This is a genomic window from Alcanivorax sp. 97CO-5, assembly GCF_000524665.1.
In the GTDB taxonomy this organism is placed as follows: Bacteria; Pseudomonadota; Gammaproteobacteria; order Pseudomonadales; family Alcanivoracaceae; genus Alcanivorax; species Alcanivorax borkumensis.
Genome location: NZ_KI965904.1, coordinates 48839 through 63766, shown reverse-complemented (window position 1 = coordinate 63766; position 14928 = coordinate 48839). Strand labels below are relative to the sequence as shown.

At 54.5% G+C, this 14928-nt stretch carries 19 protein-coding genes; 14 read left to right on the top strand and 5 right to left on the bottom strand.

Features of this window, described 5'->3' with window-relative positions; all coding sequences use genetic code 11:
• Positions 1 to 344 precede the first annotated feature (344 nt).
• Together Y017_RS10905 and Y017_RS10900 are read left to right on the top strand one after the other, a co-directional pair.
• The gene (locus Y017_RS10905; protein WP_011588070.1) at positions 345 to 1037 is read left to right on the top strand and encodes a PaaI family thioesterase; all 693 of its coding nucleotides are present in this window, start codon (positions 345 to 347) and stop codon (positions 1035 to 1037) included.
• 100 nt (positions 1038 to 1137) lie between these two features.
• On the top strand, positions 1138 to 1473 hold the full coding sequence (locus Y017_RS10900; protein WP_011588071.1) for an NIF3 1: 336 nt from the start codon (positions 1138 to 1140) through the stop codon (positions 1471 to 1473).
• 17 nt (positions 1474 to 1490) lie between these two features.
• Here the strand turns inward: Y017_RS10900 and Y017_RS10895 are convergent, their stop codons facing one another.
• A complete protein-coding gene (locus Y017_RS10895) occupies positions 1491 to 2048 on the bottom strand; it encodes an NUDIX hydrolase (RefSeq protein ID WP_011588072.1) in 558 nt (185 codons plus the stop codon).
• 338 nt (positions 2049 to 2386) lie between these two features.
• Here Y017_RS10895 and Y017_RS10890 point away from each other — a divergent pair, with 338 nt between their 5' ends.
• Complete coding sequence (locus Y017_RS10890; RefSeq protein ID WP_231483483.1) at positions 2387 to 3049, top strand: helix-turn-helix transcriptional regulator; 663 nt, start codon at positions 2387 to 2389, stop codon at positions 3047 to 3049.
• 71 nt (positions 3050 to 3120) lie between these two features.
• Here the strand turns inward: Y017_RS10890 and Y017_RS10885 are convergent, their stop codons facing one another.
• Complete coding sequence (locus Y017_RS10885; protein WP_035460802.1) at positions 3121 to 3399, bottom strand: hypothetical protein; 279 nt, start codon at positions 3397 to 3399, stop codon at positions 3121 to 3123.
• A gap of 354 nt (positions 3400 to 3753) precedes the next feature.
• Here Y017_RS10885 and Y017_RS10880 point away from each other — a divergent pair, with 354 nt between their 5' ends.
• The 4 genes from Y017_RS10880 to rssA are packed head-to-tail and all read left to right on the top strand — an operon-like array spanning position 3754 to position 6025.
• Positions 3754 to 4326 carry a CoA pyrophosphatase gene (locus tag Y017_RS10880; RefSeq protein WP_035460800.1) on the top strand — a complete coding sequence of 191 codons (573 nt, stop codon included), beginning with the start codon at positions 3754 to 3756 and terminating at the stop codon, positions 4324 to 4326.
• 34 nt (positions 4327 to 4360) lie between these two features.
• Positions 4361 to 4897 (top strand): gamma carbonic anhydrase family protein, encoded by a 537-nt coding sequence (locus tag Y017_RS10875; RefSeq protein ID WP_035460797.1) that lies wholly within the window; start codon positions 4361 to 4363, stop codon positions 4895 to 4897.
• Positions 4890 to 5099, top strand: a complete 210-nt coding sequence (locus tag Y017_RS10870) for a DUF1289 domain-containing protein (RefSeq protein WP_011588077.1) — start codon at positions 4890 to 4892, stop codon at positions 5097 to 5099. Before Y017_RS10875 ends, Y017_RS10870 begins: the two co-directional genes overlap by 8 nt.
• Positions 5096 to 6025, top strand: a complete 930-nt coding sequence (rssA, locus tag Y017_RS10865) for a patatin-like phospholipase RssA (protein ID WP_011588078.1) — start codon at positions 5096 to 5098, stop codon at positions 6023 to 6025. The genes Y017_RS10870 and rssA overlap by 4 nt, the downstream gene beginning before the upstream one ends.
• 79 nt (positions 6026 to 6104) lie before the next feature.
• On the opposite strand, the gene Y017_RS10860 is transcribed toward rssA, so the two are convergent.
• On the bottom strand, positions 6105 to 7367 hold the full coding sequence (locus Y017_RS10860) for an HlyC/CorC family transporter (RefSeq protein ID WP_011588079.1): 1263 nt from the start codon (positions 7365 to 7367) through the stop codon (positions 6105 to 6107).
• 175 nt (positions 7368 to 7542) lie between these two features.
• Positions 7543 to 8343 (bottom strand): inner membrane protein YpjD, encoded by an 801-nt coding sequence (locus tag Y017_RS10855; protein WP_011588080.1) that lies wholly within the window; start codon positions 8341 to 8343, stop codon positions 7543 to 7545.
• A 229-nt stretch (positions 8344 to 8572) separates the two neighbouring features.
• Between Y017_RS10855 and ffh the strand changes: the two genes are divergently transcribed.
• From ffh to rplS, 5 genes are all read left to right on the top strand, one after another.
• On the top strand, positions 8573 to 9994 hold the full coding sequence (gene ffh / locus Y017_RS10850) for a signal recognition particle protein (protein WP_011588081.1): 1422 nt from the start codon (positions 8573 to 8575) through the stop codon (positions 9992 to 9994).
• Between the two features lie 378 nt (positions 9995 to 10372).
• Complete coding sequence (gene rpsP, locus Y017_RS10845) at positions 10373 to 10621, top strand: 30S ribosomal protein S16 (protein ID WP_011588082.1); 249 nt, start codon at positions 10373 to 10375, stop codon at positions 10619 to 10621.
• Positions 10621 to 11211: a ribosome maturation factor RimM gene (rimM, locus tag Y017_RS10840; RefSeq protein ID WP_011588083.1), complete on the top strand. Its 591-nt coding sequence runs from the start codon at positions 10621 to 10623 to the stop codon at positions 11209 to 11211. The genes rpsP and rimM overlap by 1 nt, the downstream gene beginning before the upstream one ends.
• Positions 11212 to 12009 carry a tRNA (guanosine(37)-N1)-methyltransferase TrmD gene (gene trmD / locus Y017_RS10835; protein ID WP_011588084.1) on the top strand — a complete coding sequence of 266 codons (798 nt, stop codon included), beginning with the start codon at positions 11212 to 11214 and terminating at the stop codon, positions 12007 to 12009.
• A gap of 10 nt (positions 12010 to 12019) precedes the next feature.
• The gene (gene rplS, locus Y017_RS10830; protein ID WP_011588085.1) at positions 12020 to 12376 is read left to right on the top strand and encodes a 50S ribosomal protein L19; all 357 of its coding nucleotides are present in this window, start codon (positions 12020 to 12022) and stop codon (positions 12374 to 12376) included.
• 345 nt (positions 12377 to 12721) lie between these two features.
• Here the strand turns inward: rplS and Y017_RS10825 are convergent, their stop codons facing one another.
• Positions 12722 to 12976, bottom strand: a complete 255-nt coding sequence (locus Y017_RS10825) for a GlsB/YeaQ/YmgE family stress response membrane protein (protein ID WP_011588086.1) — start codon at positions 12974 to 12976, stop codon at positions 12722 to 12724.
• A gap of 185 nt (positions 12977 to 13161) precedes the next feature.
• Here Y017_RS10825 and xerD point away from each other — a divergent pair, with 185 nt between their 5' ends.
• Positions 13162 to 14100 (top strand): site-specific tyrosine recombinase XerD, encoded by a 939-nt coding sequence (xerD, locus tag Y017_RS10820; protein ID WP_011588087.1) that lies wholly within the window; start codon positions 13162 to 13164, stop codon positions 14098 to 14100.
• Positions 14101 to 14145: 45 nt separating this feature from the next.
• The gene (locus Y017_RS10815) at positions 14146 to 14889 is read left to right on the top strand and encodes a DsbC family protein (RefSeq protein WP_011588088.1); all 744 of its coding nucleotides are present in this window, start codon (positions 14146 to 14148) and stop codon (positions 14887 to 14889) included.
• Positions 14890 to 14928 lie beyond the last annotated feature (39 nt).

Genomic DNA, 14928 nt, shown 5'->3' with positions numbered 1-14928 from the left:
TTTCCGCCTTTTTTATGTTCTGTTCGGGCCTTGAGCCAGTCCCTGTCTCCGCTCAGAATCAAGCGATGGTTTGATGGCGTGTTGCCGTCAGTTTCCCGTAGCCTCAGCCCGTTGTATTTCCATGCCTGAAAAAAATCTTTGGGGCCAGGGAGCGGCAAGAGGCCTACAAAACCGGGCCTGTGCCCAGCGATTTTGTCAGTGCCGCCGTATCAGTGCGGCTAGGCGCAGCTGGCCGAGCGTTTGATCCGTGCACAGGCGGGTATAACTATCTTGGCTGGCATGGCGATATCCAGGCCGTCCACGCGCAAGGCATTTGGCTGATGCCTAAGAGTTTGGGGTAACGTATGACGAAAACCACCTATCATTTTCGAGATATTCGTGTGGCGGAAACGCCTGAGCCTTCCTCTCGTGCTCAGCTGCATCGTCAGCTGGGGCAGGAGCTCGCGGGCCTTAATGAACAGGTGCTACGCCTGGATGCATCGCAGGCCAAGTTGCAGGATTACATTGCTCAGGTGCAACTATTGCGACAGGCATTGCAGCAGGAAGGGCAGCGCGATTACAACCAGATTCTGCAGCGCATGCTGACCGGGGAAGCAAGTGGCGATGATGTGACCGATCTGGTGGATTTTGAAATCCTTACTGGTAAGGCGTCACCGCTTTCGCCGCCGTTGGAATTGTGGCTGGATGGCGACTGCGTGCGCGGGCGGGCCACCTTCGGTTCGGTGTTTCAGGGACCTCCAGGACGGGTGCACGGTGGCGTGCTGGCACTGGCATTGGATATGTTGATGGCCAAGACGCAGGATTATGTTCGCCAGCTCGGCATGACCGGTACTCTCAATATTCGCTATCTGGCGGCTACTCCGTTGAACACGCCAGTGGATTTTGAGGCCCGGTTGGTTTCTTTAGAGCGCCGTAAATTACGCTGCGAAGGCAGTGTATGGGTGAATGGTGTGCAGTCAGTGTCGGCAGAAGGTGTCTGGATTTCGGCCCAAGGTGAATATGAGTTGAAACCGGAGTGTGGTGAGTTGAAAGTGTAAAACTGGAACCCGTGTTGGCGCGTAAGTTGCGCGGCATTGATTGCCGTTTGTGCTTGGGGCGCCGTTTGGCGTAACCAATGATAATCGCGAGGAGGCCACAATGGAGGAGCTGCATTACAAGCTGTGTTTCTATGTGCCCGCTAGCCATGTTGAGCAGGTGAAAACTGCCATATTCGAGGCGGGAGCAGGGCACTTGGGCGATTATGACTGTTGCAGCTTCCAGACTTTGGGGCAGGGGCAATTTCGCCCCTTGCCAGGGAGTAAGCCTTTTTTAGGTGAGCAGGATCAGGTGGAAGTAGTGGAAGAATACCGGGTGGAAACGCTTTGCCTTGAGTCGTGTCTGCAAGCGGTGATTAGCGCCCTGCGTCTGTCTCACCCCTACGAAGAGCCTGCCATTGACTTGTGGAAACTGGAGAGGTTGCCCGGCATACACTGAGTGTGGCCGGTGTTGTGTCACTCCTCTTGGGGGCGGCGTTTGAGCGGCTGGATGTCTTGGGTGCGAACCGGAAAATCGTTGCGCTCTAGGTCGTCGATATAAAACCGCAAGGTGCGGCCGATGGTGGGAAACGCCAGTTCATCCCAAGGGATGTCATCCAGGGAAAAGAGGCCGGCGTCACTGCTTTCTTCCCCGACGCCGTATTTACCGTCTTCCACGTCACCAAGAAAGAAAACATACACCTGATTGATATGCGGCAAATTGAAAACTGTATACAAGTCGCCAATGGCTACCGTGGCGCAGGCTTCCTCCCACGTTTCCCTGGCCGCACCCTCCTGCAGCGTTTCTCCATTTTCCATGTAGCCAGCCGGTAGCGTCCAATAGCCTTTGCGTGGCTCAATGGCGCGCTTGCAGAGCAGCACTTTACCTTCCCATATGGGCACTGCACCCACCACGATCTTGGGGTTCTGATAATGGATCGTCTCGCAATCCGGGCACCAGTAGCGGGGGCGGTTATCCCCTTCAGGGATACTGAACTGCAGGTTGGGATTGCCGCAATGGCTACAGAATTTCATGAAAAACTCACAATGAGGGGGGGGTTAACGCCCCGGAAGATATCGCCTCAACGCAGACCATTCATTTGGGGTATGAATGATTTGACAATTGCCTGTAGAAAATGAAAGTGGCATTATTTGTGACGTATACCACAAATTTGCAGATATTTAATATATCGCAGATAGAGCCGGTGCTCTTGAAAACGGTGGCCATAGACTAGCGATCTTGGTTAATAGAAGCCAGTCATACGACATTGGCCTGTTTGGTAATGTAGCATGGCGGCGCTTCTTAGCCCCTTGTCTATGCACTTGGGGCTAGGGACATTGATTGGGGAGGGTACATTGATATGGATGTGTCGATGGCGCACAGGACCCGTGACGAGAGTAAAGCCTATCTGGTGGTTTCGCATTGCAACAATCTTGCAATCCGGCTTTTAGCGAAATCAATTGAAAACCAGCGTGGCGTATCCTGCACAGCAATCAGCAGTGAAGATCTTTTCTGTGATCAGATTCAGGATGACTTGGTTCTCATCAATGTGCTGGACTTTTCCACCCCGGAAATCGAAGGGTTGCTTGGTCGTATCCAGGAGCACATGCCGCTGTGTCGGGTAATTCTGGTTAATGCAGATCGAGACGATAATATTTTTTTCTTGCTTAACTGGCCGGTAGTCAAGGGGGTTATCTACCAGCAGGATAGCGACGCGCTTATTTCCAAGGCGTTGGATGAGGTCTGCAAGGGACGTAGCTGGTTCCCGCGCAGTTACATGGATTATCTGGTCCGTCACCGCAAAACCCCGACTCGGTGTGGGCATATCTTTGAAAGCCTCACGAGCCGTGAAAGGCAAATGCTGGACCATGTGGTGCGAGGCATGAGCAACCACGAAATCGCTGATGCTATTTGCCTGAGCACACATACGGTGAAGGCGCATTTGCAAAGCCTGTATCGCAAGGTGGGGGTGAAAAGCCGGGTGGGCGTGATGCGTTGGGTGCATGAAAACCACTTGGAAGAGAGCGGAGAGTAATTCTGCGTGAGAGTCATCTCCCCCCGGCGTGATTGTGTTATTGGCCCCTTTCTGGCAGATCCCGGCATAGTTTAGATCCCAGTACCGTATCGGCTCACCACCGCGAGGTTTTCCCAGCTGAGCTGGATGATGTCGGCCTGGTTGGCGAAATCCTTTTGCTGACATGAGGCGCTAAGGCTTAGCTCCTCCCGTTGAAGAGTGGCGGCGCTCCTTCCCTGCTGGGTAATATCCGCTTTATTTCCCGTGGGTGTTTCATTGAAAAATGAAAGGTCGGTAGCGTTCGCCTGTGCCATCAGAATCAACAAGAGTCCGGCAAGAAAAAGGCGAGCGGTGGCGTCCTCTGTCATCATGTTCATCCCTGATAATTAAACCCCATGCGCCCAGTTTTACGCGACTTTTCCTGCAGTGAAATTCGCCATTGGGGCCGAATTTATCAGCGTTCTACTAGTCGATAGGGTAATAGAAAGCGGAGCGATTGCGCACTTTGGTTAGTCGGTTTTCAGGGAAAATGGCGGGATGCGTATGGTGTAGGGGGGGGGAGAGCCAGTTAGCAGTTAGTTCGTTTGGCGTAAGTCAAAAGTTTACCGTGCCCCAAAAAGGGGGATGGGTTTGTGACCGATGGTCGGCAATGGGCTTTGACAAGGCTTGCTCAGGGCGCCCGGGCTGTTCAAACTAGCGTTTGAATTTGTGAATTGGAGAAGGGTGTGCTTGAGCAGCTCAGGCAGCGTTTGCCGGATTACAGACGCACAGAATTGTCCCTGGCCTTACCTGAGGCCGCTGTTTTAATGCCGTTAGTGGATGTGCCTGACCCCCAGATCATCCTGACGGTTCGCTCCAATTCCATGCCCACTCATGCGGGCGAAGTGGCCTTTCCTGGAGGCAAGCGGGATCCAGGCGACAAAGATTTGTTGATGACCGCTTTGCGAGAAAGCGAAGAAGAAGTTGGGTTGTCACCGGATTATGTGGATGTGCTCGGGCAATTATCTCCCTTGGCGTCCCGTTATGGTATGAAAGTGACGCCCTTTGTGGGCATTGTTCGTCCTGACGTGGAGCTGCAAGCGGAGCCCGGCGAGATTGACACGATTTTTCAGGTTCCCTTGCAGTTTTTCCTGGATGAGATACCAGAGCTTTCCAGTCCTATCGATGTGTTTGGTCGCCAGTTTCGTATTCCCAGCTATTACTATGAAGACAAGCGTATTTGGGGGCTAACCGCCTTCATGATTCTGGACTTGATTAACCATGTTTATGACGCAGGCATTGAGTTCGAAGTGAAATAACCCGCCGCTGGGTATCAGTAAAAAGGGGAAAGGCATGATTTATAAGATTGGTGAGCGTCGCTTAGAGCAGCGTGGTGGTGGCCACTGGATAGCGGATAACGCCACCGTCATCGGCTCGGTGATCATGGAAGCCAACAGCAGTATTTGGTTCAACGCGGTGCTGCGAGCGGATAACGATGTCATAGAAATTGGTGAGAATACCAATATTCAGGACGGTGCTGTATTGCACGTGGACCCGGGTGTGCCCATGAAACTGGGCAAGGATGTGACGGTGGGGCACAAAGTCATGTTGCATGGCTGTACGGTGGGTAATAACAGCCTGATCGGTATCAATGCGGTGGTGCTCAACAAAGCGGTCATTGGCAATAACTGTATCATTGGCGCGAACTCCCTCGTGCCGGAAGGCATGAAAATTCCCGACAACTCCTTGGTTATGGGGTCACCTGCCAAGGTAGTGAAAGAAATTGGTGAGGGGCATAAGGCTATGTTGACCATGGGCAGCATGCACTATGTGGCCCACGCGAAAGAGTTTGCTCAGCACCTGGAGGTGGACGAGCGGTTCCATGACTGAAAGACAGCTAGTGTCGCCGTGTGTGTCGATTTGCGCATTGGATGAAGATGATATCTGTGTGGGCTGTTTCCGTACCGGTGGAGAGATTTCCATCTGGGGGTTGCTCTCGGATGATGAAAAGCGAGAAGTGTTTCGCCGTATTGATCAGCGCATGAATGGCGAGCCAGCCCCCTGCGTAGTGCGTAAGGAGAACGATAAATGACGACCGAGATGGGTAGCCAAGAGCCTGTCCAGCCTGTTGTCGGCTTGGCGTTAGGCAGTGGCTCGGCCAGGGGGTGGGCACATATTGGCGTTATTCAGGCGCTGGATGAGATCGGCGTTCATCCTCAGGTGGTGGCAGGTACCTCTATTGGCGCCTTGGTGGGCGGCGCTTATGTCACCGGTTCGCTCAACGCCTTTGCCGATTGGGTCGAGTCCCTGACGGTGAAAGATGTATTTGGTTTGCTGGATATCAGCTTTTCCGGAGGTATGGTGAAGGGGGAGAAGCTGTTTAGCTTTTTCCAGAACAACCACGATAATCCCGAAATAGAAACCCTGGATAAGAAGTTGGTCACCGTTGCCACGGACATGGCCAGCGGCCGCGAAGTTTGGATAACCAAAGGGCGCATGTTGGATGCTGCACGGGCTTCTTGTGCTTTGCCTGGCCTGTTTTCTCCGGTGAAGATGCAGGGGCGCTGGATGCTCGATGGCGGTTTGGTTAACCCCGTACCTGTTTCTGCGGCTCGAGCCATGGGTGCAGATGTTGTGATCGCGGTAAACTTGAATGCTCAGCTGGTGGGCGCTCACCTGTCACGGGACACTCGTAGCCAGGCAGAGGGTGAAGAGAGCACCGCTGAAGAGCGCAGCATCTGGCAAAAAATGATGGATTATTTTGCCTCAGGCGATGGTCAGGACCCGGGGTTTTTTGATGTAGTGGCGTCTAGTATCAATATCATGCAGGACCGTATTACCCGCTCGCGTATGGCTGGCGACCCACCAGAGGTGACACTGGTGCCAATGCTGGAAGATTTTGCGCTGATGGACTTCCACCGCGCGAAGGAAGCGATAGCAGAAGGGCGTGCGCTGGTTAAACGCTATGAAGCCGATATTCTCGCTTGGGTGGGTTCGCCGATCGCGGACAGAGTTTGAAGCTGCTGGATAATTGAGGGCTGGCGTTGGCGTTCCGCCTGCGCTTCTCGCACAGTAATCAATTATCCATCCGTAGTGATTAATTAACTTCTGCCCTCCTCGCTCTCACAGCCTTCACCATATTGTCTTTCACTTGCAAGATTTCAATCAGGTACCGGTCGATTCTTACCGAGATGTTGGCGTCGGGAATGTCCTGAAGGTACTCCAGAATCAGGCCGTTCAACGTCTTTGGGCCATCAGTGGGGAGTTCCCATTGCAAGGCGCGGTTAATGTCTCGCAAGGTAGAGGAGCCATCAATCACGTAGCTGCCGTCTTCCTGTGGGTGAATGTCCTGGCTGGTGGCGGCCAGGTCGGTGGTAAATTCGCCGACAATTTCTTCGAGAATATCTTCCAGGGTGACCAGGCCGTGTACGTCTCCGTATTCATCTACGACTATGCCGATGCGGCGCTTGGCATTCTGGAAATTGATTAATTGCTGGTGCAGGGAGGTCGCTTCCGGGACGAAGTAAGGCTCGACGGTGTACTGCATTAGCTCGGCCTTGTTGATTTCCTCCTTGAGCAGTAAACGGCTCAATTTACGCAGGTGTAATAGGCCGATCATATTGTTCGGGTCGCCGTTGAAAACGGGTAAACGAGTGTGCTGACTGGAGCGCAGAGTGGTGAGGATGTCGTGCATGTCATCATCCAGATCGATTCCCACCATCTCGTTACGGGGGACCATAATGTCCTCCACGGTGACAGTTTCCAGATCAAGAATGTTAAGCAACATTTTCTGATGATTTTCTGGGATTAGGCCGCCGGCTTCATTCACCACGGTGCGCAGCTCTTCTGGGCTGAGGTGGTCGTCATCATGCTCGTTGGGGCGAATGCCGCCTAACCGTAGTAGCATGCTGCTAACCCCGTTCACCATCCATACCAGGGGCGCGAGCACAACCTGCAAAGGCTTAAGGATCAGGCTGGCGGGAAAGGCTACCCGCTCTGGGCGCATGGCAGCATAGGTCTTTGGGGTGATTTCCGCGAACACCAACATGATGATGGTGATTACCACCGGGGCCACTGCTGCGCCGCTGTCGCCTAACCAGCGGATGGCCAAAATAGCGGCTACGGTAGCGGCAAAGTTATTGACGAAATTGTTGCCGATCAGAATGACAGACAACAGACGGTCTGTTCGTTTGAGCAGGGTTTCGACCCGTTTGGCCGCTTTTTGACCTTGGCGGGCCAAATGCCGAAGCCGGTAACGATTGATCGCCACCATGCCGGTTTCACTACTAGAAAAAAAAGCAGAAACAAGAATGAGAATAACCAGGGCGCCAATCAGCAACCCGTCAGAGTAGGTATCCAAAGGAAATATCGTTTATCCGCCAGTCGGCCCGCTATTGTTCGGGCCGAGGGGTTGAGGTGTCAAGGAAAGCGGGAGCGAGTTGGAAGTTAAAAGTGGAACCGTGGGCACGGCCTTAGCCCGTTGCTGCGGCCGCCGCCGCACTCTTCCCCTTTGGCGGCACAACTTTTTATCGTTTTCAGCGTTTCAATATGAATTCTAGAACTAGTTGGCTGCCGAAGAAGGCGACTAGCAACATGGCAAAACCGCTAAGAGTGAAGCGAATGGCTGTGTGCCCTCGCCAGCCGCGTAGATGACGACCGCCAAGTAGAATAGCGAACACTACCCAGGATATGAGCGTCAGCACTGTTTTATGCATCAGATGCTGAGCAAATAAATTATCTACGTAAAGGAAGCCGCTGAGTATGGCGATGGTGAGTAGGATTTCGCCCAGCCAAATGGCTTCAAATAACATGGATTCCATGACCTGGATGGGCGGGAATACGCGCATTACCCCCCGGATGTGGCCATTTTTAAGCTGCCGATCCTGCACCCAAAGCAGAATCGACTGGCACGCGGCTAAGGCCAGTATTGCGTAAGCAATAATGGAAAGCAGCACGTGGGCGCCAAGCCCGTGGGTTAGTGGGTGAGCGGTATAGCCCGTGTTTACCCATAGCATGGCGGGAATGGTAGCCGCCGCAAACGGGTAGACGAGAGCGGATATCCACTCGAAAGGACGATACAGGCTAGACGTAAGCACCACGGCGGCACCCGTCACGGCTGTGGCGGAGGCAATGGGGAACAACCCTAGCTGCAGCCCTTCGTCGGTGATCATCACCTGCCAAAGACTGGCTCCATGGGCAATCACGGCCAATGTGCCGGGGATCAGGATGCTGGCCCGGGATGGCACGGTCTTGCCGCGAAATTGTCGATACAGGATCAGGCAGGCGGTGAGATACAAAATAAACGCCGCGAAGCCGGTGATCACGGAAAAGTTCATAAGCCGTTGTTATCCGAAGTAGGCGCCCGGGTATAAAATTCCGGGCCAAGCCCGCTGAAGTCTGGCATAGGCGCCAGTTGTCTATCAACAATCATTCTCATTTTGTGTTCGGATGAGTGTGTTACGGTCGTGCCCCATGACGTTGATGCCCAAGGAGGGCTATAATTGCGCCCCTGTCACTGCGGCAGGCATGCCTGGCCGCAGACATGGTGCATTTGGAGGTAGACCCATGTTCGAGAATCTCACCGATCGGTTGGGATCGTCGCTTAAAAGCCTGGCAGGTCAGGGTTCCCTGACCGAAGACAATATCCGCGACACCCTGCGCGAAGTGCGCAAGGCACTGCTGGAGGCCGACGTGGCCTTGCCGGTGGTGAAAGAGTTTGTCGAGCAGGTAAAAGAAAAAGCCTTGGGGCAGGAGGTGTTGCAGAGCCTGAACCCTGGCCAAGCGTTCGTAAAGATCGTCAACGACGAGCTTGTCCATACCATGGGCGACGCCAATGATGGTCTGGATTTGGCTACTAAGCCTCCAGCCATTATTTTGATGGCGGGTTTGCAGGGGGCAGGTAAAACCACGTCCGTAGCCAAGCTTGCGCGCTTCCTGCAAGAGCGGGAGAAGAAGAAGGTCATGGTGGTGTCTGCGGATATTTACCGCCCGGCGGCTATTGAGCAGCTGAAAACCTTGGCTGGTGAGGTGGAGACTCACTTCTTCCCGTCTTCCAGCGATCAGGATCCGGTGGATATTGCCAATGCGGCGCTGGATGAAGCCCGTCGTCGCTATATGGACGTGCTGATCGTTGATACCGCTGGTCGTCTCCATGTCGATGAAGACATGATGAGCGAAATTAAGCGTCTACACGGCGCTATTAGCCCGGTGGAAACCCTGTTCGTGGTCGATGCCATGACGGGTCAAGATGCGGCGAATACCGCCCAGGCTTTCAATGAGGCTTTGCCTCTCACCGGTGTGATCCTTACCAAGGCCGATGGTGACTCCCGCGGTGGTGCTGCGCTGTCCGTACGCCAGCTTACTGGTAAGCCCATCAAGTTTATCGGCATGGGTGAGAAAACCGATGCCTTGGAGCCGTTTCACCCGGATCGTATTGCCAGCCGGATCCTCGGCATGGGCGATGTGTTGTCCTTGGTGGAAGAAGCCGAGCGCAAGCTGGACAAAAAGAAAGCCGAAAAAATCGCCAAGAAGTTCAAGAAAGGCAAGGCGATGGACTTCGAGGATCTGAAGGACCAGTTCCAACAGATGCGTAATATGGGCGGTATGGCCGGCCTGCTCGACAAGCTGCCGGGCATGGGCGGGATGATGGAAGCAGCCCAAGATCCGGCAGCCATGAAGCAAATGAAGCACATGGAAGCGTTGATCGATTCCATGACGCCGAAAGAGCGTCGCAACCCGGAATTGCTCAAAGGGTCACGTAAGAAACGCATTGTCGCCGGTGCCGGCCTGGAAATTCAGGACCTGAATCGTCTCATCAAGCAGCAAAAAATGATGGCCAAGATGATGAAGAAGATGCGTACCAAGGGTGGCATGAAGAACATGATGCGGGGTATGGAAGGTATGATGGGAGGGGGAGGCCAAGGCGGCCCCGGTGGCGGCATGCCGCCAGGGGGCATGGGTGGCCCAGGTGGCATGCCGCCGATGTAGGAACAGCGTCAAGGCGCAAGCTGTAGAGCGCGGGCAGAGCGGGCGGCAAGGTCTACCCCTCTGCCCGCGTTGCGTTTGGGGTGCGAGGTAGTCTAAACGCTATGCAGCACGGTCTCTCCTGTTAAGCCCGGCAATGCTTGATTGCCCTGCGGTACAGGTTCTCGCTACGAGAGGCCTGCACTCAAAAAGGTGTTTTCGCAAGCGCATGAAAATGCACGGAGTGTGGTGCTTGTTGCCTGCTTCGACTCCCTGTATAATTCGCGCCCTTCGCGGCCTCTGCGTGTTTCTCACGGGTGGCTTTCAAGCGGATACGATGGTCGGAGCGTCTTGTTGATGGTTCGGCCGGGAAACCGGATTGATAAATAAGGTAAGTAAACCATGGTAGTTATTCGTCTCGCTCGCGGCGGTTCCAAGAAGCGCCCGTTCTATAGCATCGTTGTTGCAGATAGCCGTTACGCACGTGATGGTCGTTTTATCGAGCAACTGGGTTTCTACAACCCCATCGCCCGTGGCGGTGAAATCCCTCTCAAGCTGAACTTAGAAAGCCTGGATGCCTGGGTTGCTAAGGGTGCACAGCTGTCTGACCGTGTTAAGACCCTTGCCAAACAGGCCCGTAAGGCAGCCTGATGGCAGAGCGAGGACAATCCTCTTCGGCTGAAGGGGGCGCGTCCTCCCAGCTGGTGGTAGTCGGCCGCATCCTTGGGGTGCACGGCGTCAAGGGGTGGGTAAAGGTGTATTCCTATACCGACCCCATGGTCAACCTCCAGCAGTACCAGCCCTGGCACCTGAAACAGGGCGCCCTGAACTCAGGCGGTTCTAGCGCTGCTGGAACATGGAAACCGGTGAAAGTGACCGGCTTTCGGCCTCAAGGGAAAGGGTTGATCGCGCAACTGGAAGGCGTATCCGACCGGGAAGCTGCGGCGGCCTTGGTGGGGCAGGATATCGGCGTACCTGCCGATTTGCTGCCGCAATCAGGCCAGGGTGAGTATTATTGGCGCGACTTGATTGGCCTACGGGTAAAACATGTGAATGGCATGGACCTGGGCAGCGTGACGCGCATGGTGGAAACCGGTGCCAATGACGTGGTCGTGGTGCGTGGGGACCGCAATAGCCTGGATCGGCGTGAGCGTCTGATTCCTTGGCTTCCGGAGGACGTGATCACTGCGATTAGCCTAGAAGACGGCGAAATGACGGTGGATTGGGATCCGGACTTTTAAATGATGACGACGAAGCCTACGTTTGCCGTCACTCTGGTAACGTTGTTTCCGGAGATGGCACAAGCGATTACTGGCTTTGGCGTTACTCGGCGGGCTGTCGATAATGGTCAGCTGCAGGTGGAAACGGTGAACCCTCGGGACTTCACCGAAGACCGCCACCGTACCGTGGATGATCGCCCTTTTGGGGGCGGCCCTGGCATGGTGATGAAAGTGGAGCCGCTGGCGAAAGCCTTACAGGCTGCACGCGTCGCCAACCCGGCAGCCAAAGTGATTTACCTGTCCCCTCAGGGGCAGCCGTTAACCCAGGCCAAGGCCACGGCGTTAGCGGAACAGCCTGGCCTAATATTGCTGGCCGGGCGCTATGAAGGCGTAGACGAGCGTTTGCTCGATGCCGAGGTGGATGAGCAAATTTCCATCGGCGACTACGTACTCAGCGGTGGTGAATTGCCAGCGCTGGTGCTGATCGATGCGGTTAGCCGATTGATACCCGGAGTGTTGGGTCACCAAGACTCCGCCGAGCAGGACTCTTTTTCGGGTGAATTCGAAAACTTGCTCGATTGCCCGCACTACACCCGCCCGGAGGTGTATGGCGAGCAGGCAGTGCCACCGGTACTGCTCAGCGGCAATCATGAACTGATTCGCCGCTGGCGCCTTAAGCAGGCGTTGGGACGGACCTGGCAACAGCGTCCAGACCTGCTGGAGGCCCGCCGGGCGCGGGGCTTGAGCAAAGAAGAGCAACAGCTGCTGGACGAATACATCGCCGAGCAGCCGTCGCATACAGCAAAAACTACTGATTAGGAGCACTGCCATGAGTGGCAAGAACCTTATTATCCAGGGCATCGAAGAAGCCCAGCTGAAGTCCGAACTTCCGGAATTCAGTGCCGGTGACACTGTTACCGTGCAAGTGAAAGTAAAGGAAGGTACCCGCGAGCGTCTGCAGGCGTTCCAGGGTGTGGTTATCGCTCGTCGTAACCGTGGGCTGAACTCTGCTTTCACTGTGCGTAAAATCTCCCACGGTGTCGGTGTTGAGCGTGTATTCCAGCTGCATAGCCCGCTGATCGATTCCATCGAAGTGAATCGTCGTGGTGATGTTAGCCGCGCTAAGCTTTACTACCTGCGTGATCGCTCAGGCAAGTCTGCACGGATCAAAGAAAAAATCCGGTAGATTGCGGATTCCTTCTACCGCGAGTGAATGTTGGTTTAGCCTTTGCTGTAGGGCATGCGAAATCAACCTCTGGCCCGGTAGATTGCTCCAACAAAAAAGCCGCTTCCCGTAAAGGAAGCGGCTTTTTTGGGTCCGCTCTGCGGCTTAAATATCCGCAAAGAGCGACAACTCCAAGCCACAAAGCTGCAACGCAGGAGCCGCTTTGCAGTTGCATTAAACGCGGTGCCTGGGTTTCGGTGAGCGTTGATTCTACAAGGGACTCTGCCTCATTTTGATTACAGCGCGAACCCCCTGCTTTTTGTGCTAAGCAGGAGCTTGGATCCTCGTGCGGCTTGCAGCTGTTTGCTAAAACTTTTTCATCTGCCGGTACAGAGCCAGCAGTACCAATGCACCGATAATGGCGGTGACAAAGCTGCCTAGGCTGAACCCGCTGACCGAACCGCCTAGGCCAGTGATGGAGCCTAGCCAGCCACCGACCACAGCACCCGCGATACCGATTAGGGTGGTGACAATGAAGCCGCCCGGATCCTTTCCAGGCATAATCCATTTAGCAATGATACCGGCGATAAGACCGAATACGATCCAAGATAAAATTCCCACGATTGCTCTCCTTGGTAACGGTTTCTAATCAATGTTGCTCGTCTCCATTGTTGCCTTTAATGGCAGGGTTTGTCGTTAACATGGCCGGGTGTGGGGGTAATATTTAGTAAAACCGCCCACGGATATCCATGGTAATGCCCGCGTAACACGTTGTTTTCTCTTTTTGCATAAGGCTTGATGGCGTCATGGTAACGGCAATCGATGGACAGCTCACCGAGGACCACCGCCGGCTGATTGATAGCTGGCTGGATCAGCAGTGGCTGGAAAAAGGACTGAGTGAGCATAGTTTGTCTAATTATCGTCGCGACCTCAGCCAGTTGGCTTGCTGGTTGCAAGGGCAGCGGGTAGCCCTGCTCGGTTGCGAGCGTTATCAACTGCTGGAGTTTTTGGCCTACCGGCACCAGCAGGGCCTCAGTGCCCGCTCAGTGGCTCGTCAGTTGTCTGCGGTGAAAAGCTTTTACCGTTGGCTTAAGCGCGAAGGGCGTATTAGTGAAGATCCTGCCCTGCTGATTGAGCGTCCCAAACTGGGGCGGCCGTTACCGAAAACGCTGAGCGAAGCGGATGTGGAGGCGCTGTTGGCGGCGCCGGACCTGTCCACCCCCTTAGGGTTGCGCGACCGGGCCATGCTGGAGGTGTTGTACGCCACCGGCTTACGGGTCACTGAATTGGTGACGTTGACGCAAAGTCAGGTAAACCCCCGCCAAGGCGTGATTCGTGTGATAGGCAAGGGCGACAAGGAACGCTTGGTGCCGTTGGGCGAAGAGGCACTGCACTGGCTGGAGCGTTATCTGCGTGAAGGACGGGCGTTGCTGATGGGGGGGGCTGCAACGCCTGGCAACCAGGAGCTACTGTTTCCCAGCCGCCGTGGCACCTGCATGACCCGACAGACATTCTGGCATCGAATCAAGCAGCTAGCAGTGGTCGCAGGGGTGCAAAAAAAGCTCTCTCCCCATACACTGCGGCATGCTTTTGCCACTCACTTGTTGAATCACGGTGCAGATTTGCGGGTGGTGCAATTGTTGTTGGGCCATTCGGATCTCTCGACCACGCAAATTTATACCCATGTGGCGCAGCAGCGGTTACAAGACGTATACCAGAAACATCACCCTCGATCGGGAACTTGAGCCTGTTGGCGGGTTCTTACGGTTAAGAGAAGGAGTAACGACACAATGAAAAAAGGTTTGCTGTTTGTATTATTGGGGCTGATGACCGCCTGTGGGGCCAGTTCTGAAGGTAATAAAGGGAACGCCGAAATCGATGGTGATCAAGCCAAAGCGGCGTTCGAGAACGCTTTTGACGGGGTTGAAGTCAGTGATGTGCGCGCTGCCCCCATGGCGGGCATGCTTGAGCTTGAAGTGAACGGTGGTGAAACCGTTTATATGAGTGAGAATGGCCGCTTTGTGATGGTCGGTAAGTTGCTGGAGCTAAAAGACGGGGAGGTGATCAACCCGGCCGAGCAGCGACTAGAAAAAGTTCGCGCCGACGGCATCAAGACGTTAAACAAGGACGACATGATCTCTTACGTGGCGCCTGAAGAGACAGCAGAAGTGTATGTGTTCACTGATATTACCTGCGGATATTGCCGTAAATTGCACCGCCATATTGAGGAATACATGGACTCGGGCGTGACTGTCCATTACCTGGCCTTCCCTCGTGGTGGCCCTACCACCAAGGCAGCAGCGGCCATGCGCCATATCTGGTGCGCAGAAGATCGCCTTCAAGCACTGACCGATGCCAAGCTCAACGAAAAGGTTAGCGATGCCGAGCTGGGTGAGTGTGCCAAGCCAGTGGATGAGCAATACCCATTGGGCTTGAAATTTGGGGTGCGTGGTACACCGGCAATCTATACCTCTGAGGGCAAGCAACTGGGGGGGTATTTACCACCGAAAGATTTGCTCAAGCGACTGAACTGATCAGTCTGAACCCCCCGTATTACGGCGGTTTGCTGCTGT